The organism is Bacillus cereus group sp. N6 (genome assembly GCF_016483705.1).
Taxonomy (GTDB): Bacteria; Bacillota; Bacilli; order Bacillales; family Bacillaceae_G; genus Bacillus_A; species Bacillus_A wiedmannii.
On sequence record NZ_JAEHBI010000006.1, the window covers coordinates 49,307 to 61,690 of the forward strand.

Genomic DNA, 12,384 nt, shown 5'->3' on the forward strand with positions numbered 1-12,384 from the left:
TATTTTGTTTAATTTATTAAAATACAACCGCTTGTCCATTTCACATTGCTCTATCATTACATTTACTATTAGTAATACGATTTTTAGAGGTGATAAATAATGGACGAGTTTTTATATTTTGCTGCACTTAATCCGGGTTCTATTGGACCTACACTTCCACCTGTTCAACCCTTTCAATTCCCTACTGGTCCCACCGGTTCTACAGGATCAACCGGTTCTACCGGACCAACTGGACCAACTGGATTTAATCTTCCTGCTGGGCCTGCCTCTATTACCTTGACTTCTAACGAAACCACAGCATGTATATCCACTCAAGGAAATAATACTTTATTTTTTTCGGGTCAAGTATTAGTAAACGGTAGTCCTACTCCAGGAGTAGTGGTCAGTTTTTCATTCAGTAACCCTTCTCTTGCTTTCATGGTTCCTCTTGCGGTCATTACCAATGCTTCAGGTAACTTTAACGCTGTATTTCTAGCCGCTAATGGGCCTGGAACAGTAACCGTTACTGCTTCACTTCTTGATTCTCCTGGAACAATGGCTAGCGTCACTATTACCATTGTGAATTGTCCATAATGGTTTTATTTTTAAGGACTAAGCCATATCTAATAAGATGAGCACTGATTTACAGTGCTCTTTTTTATCATTGGGATGTTCCTTTCAAATGAAATTTTGTAGTGGGATCTAGTTACCACTAATAGAAATGTTCAAGTAACCCCCAGTCATTATCTGTTGTCCTTTTTGAAAGGACTTGTTCCGTACAACAGGTCCTATTTAATCTACACCCTACTAAAATAACGCTTTTATTAAGGACTAATGATCTTTATATTTCTTCAGCTTGTCATCACAAGTGCTTTTTATTATTAGTTAAATTCTCAATATAGTTTGTGTATATAATTCCATTCAAAGATACATAATACCCACGTAACTATTTAAAAAGACATCGTTTTTATATCTAAGTTCAAAAAGGAGCTACATAACATGGATAAGAAAAATCTATTAAGTCAACAACTTGATTATGTGTCATCAGATGCGCTGAATACTCCTAGTAAAGCCCAAGAGCAAATGCAAGAAACATCTCAGGAGGCACATGATTCAAACAAAAAGGACAGTACTCAAGCTTTACATGGCGAAGATTTACCAATTTCAGATGTATATAGAACAACGAACAAACAGTAAATTTAAAAGGGAAAAATCTTAAGAACCAGTGAACTTAATTCTTTTCCCTTTTCCTATTTAAATAACACTTTTATATGAAACCCGTACACATTTTTGACACATCCACTATCACAATCTCCTGAAAATTCGTGATAATATTAATTTGTCGGATACGCCAAATTTCGACATTGAACGACAATGATATCTCCCTTATTGAATCCCTGTCCCCCAGGGATTTCTCCTTTTATTCATTACTTTTTTCTTCACTAAATTTTCATTCTTAACAAAATTCAATCACTCCATTGAATAGACAGCCATAGTATCCTATTTTGATAAAAACTAAAAACAAACAGATATACTTAACACTAATAGTAGATTTTTTAACTTCAAATTTACTTTTTCTCTCTTATCTTTTTGTAAACATTAAAAATGAGCTCTATGTAAATAGAGCTCATTCGTAATTTTATAGTTTGCTAGACTGTAACCCCTGAATAAACGGAACTACTTCAGGATTTACAAGTGACGATAAATCTCCTAACTCTTTTCCTAAGTAAGCTGCTTTAATAACACGTCGCATTACTTTAGAATTTCGTGTTTTTGGTAAATCTTCTACAACGTGAATATCTTTTGGACACAATGCTTTTCCGATATGAGAGTTTACTAAACTCATTAATTCTTTCTTTAACTCTCCTGTGAATGTTACATCGTCCCTTAATACTACAAAACAATGACAAACTTCACCTTTTACATCATCAGGTACTCCAATCGCGGCAGCTTCTATGACATCATTATGCTTCACAAGAATAGATTCATATTCTGCAGGTCCAATACGTTTTCCAGCAATGTTTAACGTATCATCTGAGCGTCCTGTAATAATATATTGCTCACCATCATAAATCACCCAGTCACCATGAACCCATTTATTTTCAAAACGTGACCAATACGTGTTCACATAACGCTCATCGTCTTCCCAGAAACTTTTCGTCATACCAACCCAAGGTTTCTCTAAACATAATTCTCCAACTTCATCACGAATTGGATTGCCTTGATCATCGAGCACAACCGCTGCCATTCCTGGTAAAGATGCGTTAAAACTAATCGGTGCAATTGGTTTAATAAGGACGTTTCCGAAAATCCCACCAGAAATTTCAGTTCCGCCTGAATAGTTACAAATTGGTACATTATTTTTTCCAACTGTTTCAAATAGCCACATCCAAGGATCTGGATTCCAAGGTTCACCTGTTGATGCGAATACTTCTAAACTCTTGAGCGAATGTTTATTTACATAATCATCACCCTTTGCCATTAACGCACGAATTAATGTTGGTGATATACCGAGATGTGTAATTTCATATTTATCAACAGTCACCCATAAACGATCTGCTTCTGGGAAATCTGGAACACCTTCGTACATAACCATCGTTGCTCCATTAATGAGAGAGCCGAATAATAAAAATGGTCCCATCATCCAGCCCATATCAGTTACCCATAATACGCGGTCACCTTGTTTGATGTTCATTCCAAATCCTGCATCAAATGCAGATTTCAAAGGGAAACCAGCATGTGTATGTACTGTTCCTTTCGGTTTTCCAGTTGTACCTGATGTATAAATGAGCATTAACGGATCATCACTATTCATCTCTTCAGCATGTGTAAATGGTTTTTCTTTTTCTAGCGCACTCCATGGGAAATCATAATTATGTGGTGTAAAATCATTTCCTGCATGACGAACAATAACAACTTTTTCAACAGTTGGACAATGTTCGCAAGCTTTATCTACTTCGTCTTTTAATGAAACAACTTTACCTCGGCGTGAAAAACCATCTGCAGTAATGATCATTTTTGATCCTGCCGCTTGTACACGAGTCATGACTGCATCAGACGCAAATCCAGAGAATATTGGTGAAATAATTGCTCCGATTTTCATAACAGCTAGCATTGAAACAACTGTTTCCGGAATCATCGGCATATAAATTGTTACACGGTCACCTTTTTCAATACCCGCATGTTTCAAACCGTTTGCAACGCGACTTACCCAGTTGTCAAGATCTTCATATGTAAATGATTTTGAAGTTCCATTTTCTCCCTCATACTGTAGTGCTGGTTGCATTCTTGTTTCATCATCTGCAAGCCAGCGTGATAAAACTGATTCTACTACGTTACATGTTCCGCCATTATACCACTGTGCAAACGGTGTACCATTTTCTAAATCTAGCACTTCTGTATAAGGTTTCATCCATTGATAGCCAACCGCTTTCTCAGCTTCTCCCCAAAACCATGCTGTTTCTTCAATAGATTTATTATAAAACGTTTCATAATCTTCATAGCCCAATGATTTCATCCAGCCATATAAACGCGTTTTTTCTTTATATTCTTCTGTTGGAAACCAAACTGCTTGTTTCAATGTTTTCCCCTCCTTGATTTTTTGAGCAAGAAAGCCCTAAATAGGGCTTTTAAACTGGATAAACAGGATGTTTACGATCTGTAAATACTTGATATTTACTCATATACATTTCGAATCGTCCTTTTAACTCTTCTCTTAAATTGTTTGGATGAACAATACCATCAATGACCATCTCTGATGCCAAATGGTAAATATCAATATCTTTCTTATACTCTTCGCGTTTTTCAGCAATGAAGCTATCACGCTCTTCTTCTGGTAAAGCTGCAATCTTATTTGCATATACAGCATTGACTGCCGCTTCTGGACCCATTACTGCAATAGAAGCTGTCGGTAATGCTAGGCAGCAATCTGGTTCAAAGGCTGGACCTGCCATTGCATATAAACCAGCACCGTATGCTTTACGAACAACGATAGAAATTTTCGGTACAGTTGCTTCACTCATTGCAGAAATCATCTTTGCACCATGACGAATAATACCAGCACGCTCTACTTTTGTACCAATCATAAATCCAGGTACATCTGCAAGGAATAACAATGGAATATGATATGCATCACATAAATTAATAAACTTCGCTGCTTTATCCGCTGAATCGTGGAATAATACGCCGCCTTTCATACGCGGTTGATTCGCAATAATACCAACTGGCTTACCATCAATACGTGCCAAGCCTGTAATTAGTTCTTGAGCAAATAATTTTTTTACTTCATAGAAAGAACCTTCATCAATAACTCTATTAATGAGATCTTTCATATTGAAAGGAGCATTTTGATTTTCTGGAATGATTTGTTCTAACGTTTTTTCGAATTGTTTCGGTTCTTGAGGTGTAACCAATGGAGTCTTCTCTAAGTAGTTGTTTGGAAAATATGAAATGTATTGTCTTGCTTGTTTAATCGCATCTTCTTCTGTTTTACATAAAACATCTCCGCATCCTGATACAGAGCAATGCATACGAGCTCCGCCCATCTCCTCTAAAGTTACCTTCTCGCCGATAACCATCTCCGCCATACGAGGAGAACCTAAGTACATAGATGCATTCCCTTCTACCATCATAACAATGTCACAAAAGGCTGGAATATATGCGCCACCAGCTGCCGAAGGTCCAAATAATAAGCATACTTGAGGAACTTTACCTGATAATTTCACTTGATTGTAGAAGATTCTTCCTGCACCGCGGCGCCCTGGGAACATTTCTACTTGATCTGTAATACGTGCTCCAGCAGAGTCAACTAAATAAAATAACGGAGCACGTAATTTTTCTGCCGTTTCTTGAATACGTAAAATCTTTTCAACTGTACGTGCGCCCCATGATCCAGCCTTTACCGTTGAATCATTTGCCATTACGCATGCAGTACGACCATGTATTTTACCCGTTGCCGTTATAACACCATCAGCAGGTAATCCTGTTTGTTCACAATTTGCAAATAATGCATCTTCTACATATTCACCATTATCAAATAAAAGAGCTAAGCGATCTCGAACGAATAGTTTTCCTTTTGCTTTGTTTTGTTCATGATACTTTGGTGCGCCGCCTTGTTTAATCGTTTCAACTCGTTCTTCAAATGTATTCGATTGTTGTTTTTGATCTAACATATTTACTCCCCCTTATACATTGGTGTGCGTTTTTCCTTGAATGCTTGTAATCCTTCTAATCTATCTTTCGTATGGATTACACCTTCATACGCTTGTTTTTCCATTTGTAATCCGGTATGTAAATCAACTTGAATACCGTTTGAAATTGCTTCTTTTGCTAATCGAACAGCAATAGGGCCATTACTAGCAATTTTCTCTGCTATTTCAATCGCTTTCTCTTCAAGTAAATGAGCTGGTACAACAAATTCTACTAAACCATATTCTTTTGCTTCTTGCGCTGAAATACGTCTGCCTGTATAAATTAATTCTTTCGCTCTACCAACACCAATTAATCTTGGTAAACGCTGCGTACCACCTGCTCCTGGTATAATTGCAAGTGTAGTTTCAGTAAGACCAAGACTTGCAGATTCAGCCGCAATTCTAAAATCACAAGCTAAACTTAATTCCGTACCACCACCAAGGGCGATTCCGTTTATAGCAGCAATAACTGGCTGTGGTAATTGTTCAACCATCTCCATAGTAGTGCGAATCATACTAACAGCATGGCGAACTTGTTCCTCATTCATACCAGCACGTTCTTTTAAATCAGCACCAGCACAAAACGCTTTTTCACCAGCACCTGTTAAAATAACTACACGAGTATTGGACTCTTCACTTATTTGAGTTAATATGTTTTGTAACTCTTCTAATAACGCTAAAGATAATGAGTTTGCTTGTCTTTCACGATATAATGAAATCTTTACAACGTGAGGTGTTACATAATCAACTGAAATGTTTTGTAATTGTAGCATCTTCTCACCTACTTATCGTTTTATGTTGAAGCGCTCTATACACATGACTCGGTAATTGGATATTTAATTTACTTTGAATGAATTGACTCGCTTTCAATAACTTCTCTTCATCAATATTCGTTTGGACCCCTAACTTATGGAGCATATGAACTAAGTCATCGGTTGCAACATTGCCTGATGCTCCTGGTGCATATGGACATCCACCAAGACCACCACAAGAACTATCAAATGTTGTAATACCATATTCTAATGACTTAACTACATTCGCCAGAGCCATTCCATACGTATTATGGAAGTGCATTGCAAACTGCGAAGCATCATATTTCTTTAATAAATGCTCTAATACTCGCTCTACTTGTAGTGGATTCGCTACACCAATCGTGTCACCAAGAGATACTTCATAAATGCCGTATGAAAATAGTTGATTACATAATTCGTCAACTGCTGTGGCACTTATATCCCCTTCATAAGGACATCCAAATACAGTAGAAACATAGCCTCTTACCTTTTTTCCTTCGAATAATGCCTGTTTTGTTATATCTTCAATTACAACTAATGCTTCTTTAATTGATTTATTAATATTACTTTTATTATGAGATTCACTTGCTGATAAAAAAACATTCACCTCATCTACATTTTGCAAAAAAGCTCGTTCCAAACCATTTTGATTTGGAACAAGCGCTGCATAAGTAACATTGGGATCCCTTTTCAGCTCAGAAAACACATCATTTGCATCTGCTAATGCAGGGACCCATTTAGGGTGAACGAATGAGGAAACTTCAACGTACGATAATCCCGCCTCTGTAAGTAGTTGAATCCATTTTACTTTATCTTTTGTGCCAACAATCTTTTTTTCATTTTGTAAGCCATCACGTGGCCCGACTTCTTTAATGACAGCAAAATTAGGTAGTTTCAATTCGCTTCCCCCTATATCTCCCTATTCAATTTCTAGTAATACATCTCCTTCATTTACAAAATCGCCTTCTTGCACATTAATTTTCATAACTGTGCCAGCTTCTTCTGAAATGATTGGAATTTCCATTTTCATAGATTCCAAAATGACGACATCCTGCTCTTCCTCTACTGTATCTCCTACTCCTACAACAATCTTCCATACATTTCCTGCCATCGATGCATATACCTTCGTCATCATTTTTTCCCCCTTAATATTGTTAAATCTTATTTTTTAACAAGTTGTTTCGTTACAAAACCCGTTGTATAAATACCACTTTTGAACACATCGTCTTCCAATACTTGAAGTAGCATTGGCGTGTTCGTTTTAATACCTTCTACTTTTAATTCTTCTAAAGCATCATGTAATTTTGAAATTGCTTCTTCACGAGTTTCACCATGAGCAATAACTTTCGCAATCATTGGATCGTAGAAAGGTGTAATCGTGACTTGATTCTCCAAAAAGTGATCAATACGTACATTTGATGGAAGCGTTAAATTTGTAATTTTCCCAGGTGATGGGAAGAAAGTTTTCGGATCCTCTGCATAAATACGTGCCTCAATGGCATGACCACTACGTTTTACATCATCTTGTGTAAATGATAGTTTCTCACCGTATGCAATTAGAAGTTGTTGTTCTACAAGATCTAAACCAGTAATTTCTTCTGTAACTGGATGCTCTACTTGTAATCTCGTATTCATCTCTAAGAAATAAAAGTTCTTCTGATCATCTACAAGAAACTCAACTGTACCTGCATTTGTATAGCCTAGAGCTTTGGCAGCTTGTACAGCCACTTCTCCCATCGCCTTTCGCGTACCTTCATCTAAAAATGGTGAAGGTGCTTCTTCAATTACTTTCTGATTTCGGCGCTGCACGGAACATTCACGCTCCCATAAATACACTGTGTTACCATGTGTATCTGCTAAAAGCTGAATTTCAATATGATGTGCATCTGCAATATAGCGCTCTAAATACATTTCTCCGTTACCGAAGAAGTTTTGTGCTCTTGTTTTGTTACTTTCAAATGCTTTGGTGAGCGTTTGCTCAGTTTCCATCAACTGCATTCCAATGCCTCCGCCGCCTGCGGATGCCTTCAGCATTAATGGATAACCAATTTGTTTTGCAATTTCAATTGCTTCTTCAGCAGTTTCAATATTTGTAGTTATACCTGGAACTACTGGGACATCTGCAGCTTGCATTGCAATACGAGACTCGATTTTACTTCCCATTTTCGTAATGATTTCTTCTGATGGACCGATAAATACAATCCCTTCTTCTCTACAGCGAACCGGAAAAGACGGATTCTCTGATAATAATCCATATCCCGGATGGATTGCTTCAGCATTTGTCTTCTTAGCTATTTCAATAATTTTTTCAAGGTTTAAATAGCTTTCTTGGACACGCGGTCCGCCTACTAAGTAAGCTTCATTTGCCATTTTTACATGTAGGGCATTTTCATCAGCCTCAGAATAAATAGCAACAGTGCGAATGCCAAGTTTTTGACAAGTTTTCATAATACGAACTGCGATTTCCCCGCGATTAGCAATTAATATTTTTTGAAACATAGTGATTCCTCCTTTTTATCTACATCCTAAATGTCTTGCAATTACGAGACGTTGAATTTCAGAAGTTCCTTCACCAATTTCTAATAGTTTTGCATCACGAATATGTCGTTCCACTTCATATTCACGCATATAGCCGTATCCACCGTGAATTTGTACCGCTTGATTTGCAATACGACTAGCAGCCTCAGATGCAAATAACTTTGCCATAGCCGCTTCTTTACCGAAAGGTTTATCATTATCTTTTAACCAAGCTGCTTTATGTACTAAATTACGTGCAAGTTCTACTTCAGTCGCCATATCAGCTAATTTAAATTGAATCGCTTGAAAATTAGAGATTGACTTTCCAAATTGTTGACGTTCTTTCGCATATTGCAGCGCACGTTCAAATGCAGATTGTGCAATACCTACTGCTAATGCTGCGATTGAAATACGTCCTCCATCAAGTGTATATAAGAATTGTTTAAATCCTTTATTTACATCACCAAGAATATTTTCTTTCGGTACACGTACACCATCAAGTACGATTTCACATGTATTAGAAGCACGTACACCCATCTTATCGTAAGGACTTGAAATCGTTAATCCTTCACTTGTAGTCGGTACGATAAATGCCGAAATACGCTTTCTACCATTATCTTCAACACCGTTGATAGCGGTTACAATAATTGTATTTGCATACTCTGCATTTGTAATCCAACACTTTTCACCACTAATAACATACTCGTCTCCATCTAATACAGCTTTCGTTTGTGTACCACCTGCATCAGATCCAGCGTTCGGCTCAGTTAATCCGAAAGCACCTAAAGTTTTACCTGATGCCATTGGAATTAAATATTTCTGTTTTTGTTCTTCTGTACCGAAATAATAAATTGGAGAAGCACCTAATGAAATTGTTGCAGCGTAACTTAATCCTGTCCCACCACAAGCACGACCAATTTCTTCAACTGCTAACGCGTACGATACAGTATCGCCACCTGAACCTCCATACTCTTCAGGGAATGGGATTCCTAATAATCCTAATTCGCCCATTTTTTGAAATGTTTCATATGGAAATTCCGCAGTTTTGTCATAATATACAGCTTTCGGTGCGATTTCCTTTTCAGCAAAGTCACGTACCATTTCTTTAATCATTTGTTTTTCGCGAGTTAGAGTAAATTCCATTCCGCTACACACCCCTTATCGAATATTGAGTTTCGACAGCGTGCGAGTTTCTACTACAAACATTACGAATTAAAAGACACGAATATTAGTTAGACAATTGCTATAATTCTGTCATAACTTAATTTTAAAACAGATTCTGTACTAATGCACAAAAAAATTCCTACATTGTTCTACAACAACATAGGAGTTTTCTTGTCGAATTATGTAATTTATTGTTTAATAATTTCTACCTTTTCCCGAATCAGAAATTTCTACTAAAGCTTCAGGGTAAGGTTCAAAATATGTTTGTCTTAATAAATACTTTTCGTCAAATCGAATGGCCCATGATTTTAAAATTGCAAGTAAGCTACTAAGCGGGACTTTCTTTTCTATATACTTTTGTATCAAATCTAAAAAATGATCTTTTTCTTGTTTTTTCAGCTTAGTTTTAAAATATCCAAAAATATGCTCACATACATTTACATTCGATGTATAGCGGGGTGTGCGCATAAATAATTCATATAAAGTCTTCTCATAGTTTTCAAATACCACTTCAATCGTTTCATTTTTTTGATTTGCAATAATACGCCCCAATTCCTTTTGTTTTACCTGATTATATGCCATAAATAAATACTTATAGTCTGATTGAAATGATACGAGTTCTTTTATGTTTTTAGTATGTTTAATCATTTTGTAATGCGCGATTGTAAACAGCCTTGTAAAGAAATGTTCTCTAATAATAAAATTCGACAATCTACCCTCTTCTTCAATTGGAAGATGCGAAAAATTTTTTATTACTGCTCCGCCAAATAAGCCAGATCCCTTTCCTTTTGCTGGTGCTTTTTCAAAACCAGAATAAATTTTCACATCACGCGTACCACAACTCGGCGAACGATTCTTTAAAATAAAACCATCCACATCAGATATCGTTTGTAAAAAGACATATGAAAATTGCTCCATTTTTTCAGTTACATCTTCTCGTGTCGACGGCTGTACAAGCCTATTCACACCATTTTCTTCTACAATTCGTATCGTTTCACGAGGAGTCCCCAATCCGATCTCGACTTCTGGACAAACAGGTATAAATGTAACAAATGGCTGCAAATTTCGTATTGTTACATCTGGTATCATCTCTGCATTATAACGACAGGCATCAAATTCTAAACATTTACTTACAACTATTGTTGGTTTTGCAAATTGCCGCATTTCATTACCTCCATGGTATCAATCCATACAATCTAAATTGTACTGATATTAGTATCTTAAGCAAAGTCTGTTTATATTGATTATTTTTATAATAACTATAAATTTAATGCTATATCAACTGCAATTCAAATCTATTTCTTATATGTATTAACAAGTTCTTGTACAAACTTGTTAATACATTTTTGTCTAAACACAATCCATCTTTACTAGCATAGTTACAGATTCTTTCCCCTCCTCTTTACATTTAAATTAAAATAAGTCTTAATACGAATTTTAATCCCAAGTTATTTGGAATATATTCTTTATATTTGTACATTATAGACTGAGAAAGTATTACTTGTAGTTAGGGTGTTCCAAATGAATTTTAGAAACCTACTTTCTTTATTACGGAACATTTTCAGAAGCATTTTTTCTTTGGTAAAAAATATTTCAAAAAATCCATTCATTTTAAGGAGGCATATTAAAATGGGAGTATTAAGTGGTAATCCCCAAAATGAACCAATGCATTACGGAGAAGTCTTTGCAATTTGGAGTTATCTTGCAGGGGCACAAGGTGCAATTGCTGGTTACCAAGTTCTTGTCAATCATTCTGGAGACGAGGACTTAAAAAAGTTTTTAGAAAATCTTATAGAAAATGATATCCAATCAGAAGTTGAAGAACTAAAAAACTTGTTAAAATCAAACGGTGTGGCATTACCACCAGCACCTCCAGAGCGTCCAGTTGCATCTATTGAAACAATCCCTCCTGGTGCTCGTATTAATGACGCAGAAATTGCAGCTAAAGTTTCTATGGATCTTGCTGCTGGACTAGTAGCATGTAGCCAAGCGATGGGACAATCACTTCGAGAAGACGTAGGAATGATGTTTGGACAATTCCATATGAAAAAGGCACAAGCAGGTGCTACCTTACTACGGTTAAATAAGAAAAAAGGCTGGATTATTCCTCCTCCTTTACATGTTCTTCAATCTGATCAAGCATAACATGGCGTAAGCGGTTAACTTTTGTTAACCGCTTCGTTTTATTTACCTGTCCTTTTAATAATGGAGATTAAAGATAGTTCTAATAATTTTAACTTTATGATTTAGATACTGTGATACGAATAATGTACAAAAGCAATGGAGAAATTAATACATAAGAAAGGAGGGGAAATTTATGAAGAAAAAATTATCATCTATTTTAAGTGTTTTAGCACTATCTATTATGTTTTTAGGCACATCTACCCAAGCTGAATACGATGGAAATCATATGAATAGAGTTAATAACACTGATATGTCAACTCGAGTTAATGACAATAACTTGAACAGAGTTAATGATAATAACTTGAACAGAGTTAATAATGATGTGAGAACTCGAAATGTAAATACGACAAATGATTTAAATAATAATCATGATAGAAATAATAATTGGGCTTGGCTGGGTTTATTAGGTCTAGCAGGATTATTAGGTCTTAGAAGAAGAGACAAAGAAGTACGTTAATCTAGAATGTTTTTCGTAAACAAGTACTTATTTATCAAAATTGTATAATGAATATAAATCGCCTTTTTAAAGGCGATTTATTATTTGCTTAAAAATAGTATAT

At 36.0% G+C, this 12,384-nt stretch carries 12 protein-coding genes; 4 read left to right on the forward strand and 8 right to left on the reverse strand.

Going from position 1 to position 12,384, the window contains the following annotated elements:
• The first annotated feature begins 99 nt into the window (after nucleotides 1-99).
• Together JDS99_RS32550 and JDS99_RS07275 are read left to right on the forward strand one after the other, a co-directional pair.
• Nucleotides 100-573: an exosporium leader peptide-containing protein gene (locus tag JDS99_RS32550; RefSeq protein ID WP_199694835.1), complete on the forward strand. Its 474-nt coding sequence runs from the start codon at nucleotides 100-102 to the stop codon at nucleotides 571-573.
• Between the two features lie 405 nt (nucleotides 574-978).
• A complete protein-coding gene (locus tag JDS99_RS07275) occupies nucleotides 979-1,176 on the forward strand; it encodes a hypothetical protein (RefSeq protein ID WP_088084176.1) in 198 nt (65 codons plus the stop codon).
• 442 nt (nucleotides 1,177-1,618) lie between these two features.
• Here the strand turns inward: JDS99_RS07275 and JDS99_RS07280 are convergent, their stop codons facing one another.
• The 8 genes from JDS99_RS07280 to JDS99_RS07315 all read right to left on the reverse strand — a co-directional run bounded on the left by JDS99_RS07280 (nucleotide 1,619) and on the right by JDS99_RS07315 (nucleotide 10,804).
• Entirely contained in the window at nucleotides 1,619-3,559 is a 1,941-nt protein-coding gene (locus tag JDS99_RS07280; protein ID WP_199694836.1) for an AMP-binding protein, read from the reverse strand.
• Nucleotides 3,560-3,608: 49 nt separating this feature from the next.
• The gene (locus JDS99_RS07285) at nucleotides 3,609-5,150 is read right to left on the reverse strand and encodes an acyl-CoA carboxylase subunit beta (RefSeq protein WP_199694837.1); all 1,542 of its coding nucleotides are present in this window, start codon (nucleotides 5,148-5,150) and stop codon (nucleotides 3,609-3,611) included.
• 2 nt (nucleotides 5,151-5,152) lie between these two features.
• The gene (locus tag JDS99_RS07290) at nucleotides 5,153-5,941 is read right to left on the reverse strand and encodes an enoyl-CoA hydratase (RefSeq protein ID WP_098857058.1); all 789 of its coding nucleotides are present in this window, start codon (nucleotides 5,939-5,941) and stop codon (nucleotides 5,153-5,155) included.
• A gap of 4 nt (nucleotides 5,942-5,945) precedes the next feature.
• Nucleotides 5,946-6,857 (reverse strand): hydroxymethylglutaryl-CoA lyase, encoded by a 912-nt coding sequence (gene mvaB, locus JDS99_RS07295; RefSeq protein ID WP_088063513.1) that lies wholly within the window; start codon nucleotides 6,855-6,857, stop codon nucleotides 5,946-5,948.
• Between the two features lie 21 nt (nucleotides 6,858-6,878).
• Entirely contained in the window at nucleotides 6,879-7,094 is a 216-nt protein-coding gene (locus JDS99_RS07300; RefSeq protein ID WP_001987345.1) for an acetyl-CoA carboxylase biotin carboxyl carrier protein subunit, read from the reverse strand.
• A gap of 26 nt (nucleotides 7,095-7,120) precedes the next feature.
• Nucleotides 7,121-8,458 (reverse strand): acetyl-CoA carboxylase biotin carboxylase subunit, encoded by a 1,338-nt coding sequence (locus JDS99_RS07305; protein WP_048546961.1) that lies wholly within the window; start codon nucleotides 8,456-8,458, stop codon nucleotides 7,121-7,123.
• A gap of 15 nt (nucleotides 8,459-8,473) precedes the next feature.
• A complete protein-coding gene (locus tag JDS99_RS07310; RefSeq protein ID WP_000397260.1) occupies nucleotides 8,474-9,619 on the reverse strand; it encodes an acyl-CoA dehydrogenase in 1,146 nt (381 codons plus the stop codon).
• 216 nt (nucleotides 9,620-9,835) lie between these two features.
• Nucleotides 9,836-10,804 carry a YbgA family protein gene (locus tag JDS99_RS07315; protein ID WP_199694838.1) on the reverse strand — a complete coding sequence of 323 codons (969 nt, stop codon included), beginning with the start codon at nucleotides 10,802-10,804 and terminating at the stop codon, nucleotides 9,836-9,838.
• Between the two features lie 465 nt (nucleotides 10,805-11,269).
• Between JDS99_RS07315 and JDS99_RS07320 the strand changes: the two genes are divergently transcribed.
• A complete protein-coding gene (locus tag JDS99_RS07320; RefSeq protein ID WP_087986148.1) occupies nucleotides 11,270-11,785 on the forward strand; it encodes a DUF3231 family protein in 516 nt (171 codons plus the stop codon).
• A gap of 172 nt (nucleotides 11,786-11,957) precedes the next feature.
• Entirely contained in the window at nucleotides 11,958-12,281 is a 324-nt protein-coding gene (locus JDS99_RS07325; protein ID WP_199694839.1) for a WGxxGxxG family protein, read from the forward strand.
• The last annotated feature ends 103 nt before the right edge of the window (nucleotides 12,282-12,384 follow it).

Excerpts from the sequence above, each read along its gene's own strand:
- JDS99_RS32550 (WP_199694835.1), top strand. The coding sequence starts at position 100 with ATGGACGAGTTTTTATATTTTGCTGCACTTAATCCGGGTTCTATTGGA.
- JDS99_RS07275 (WP_088084176.1), top strand. The coding sequence starts at position 979 with ATGGATAAGAAAAATCTATTAAGTCAACAACTTGATTATGTGTCATCA.
- JDS99_RS07285 (WP_199694837.1), bottom strand. The coding sequence starts at position 5,150 with ATGTTAGATCAAAAACAACAATCGAATACATTTGAAGAACGAGTTGAA.
- JDS99_RS07290 (WP_098857058.1), bottom strand. The coding sequence starts at position 5,941 with ATGCTACAATTACAAAACATTTCAGTTGATTATGTAACACCTCACGTT.
- JDS99_RS07300 (WP_001987345.1), bottom strand. The coding sequence starts at position 7,094 with ATGATGACGAAGGTATATGCATCGATGGCAGGAAATGTATGGAAGATT.
- JDS99_RS07305 (WP_048546961.1), bottom strand. The coding sequence starts at position 8,458 with ATGTTTCAAAAAATATTAATTGCTAATCGCGGGGAAATCGCAGTTCGT.
- JDS99_RS07310 (WP_000397260.1), bottom strand. The coding sequence starts at position 9,619 with ATGGAATTTACTCTAACTCGCGAAAAACAAATGATTAAAGAAATGGTA.
- JDS99_RS07315 (WP_199694838.1), bottom strand. The coding sequence starts at position 10,804 with ATGCGGCAATTTGCAAAACCAACAATAGTTGTAAGTAAATGTTTAGAA.
- JDS99_RS07320 (WP_087986148.1), top strand. The coding sequence starts at position 11,270 with ATGGGAGTATTAAGTGGTAATCCCCAAAATGAACCAATGCATTACGGA.
- JDS99_RS07325 (WP_199694839.1), top strand. The coding sequence starts at position 11,958 with ATGAAGAAAAAATTATCATCTATTTTAAGTGTTTTAGCACTATCTATT.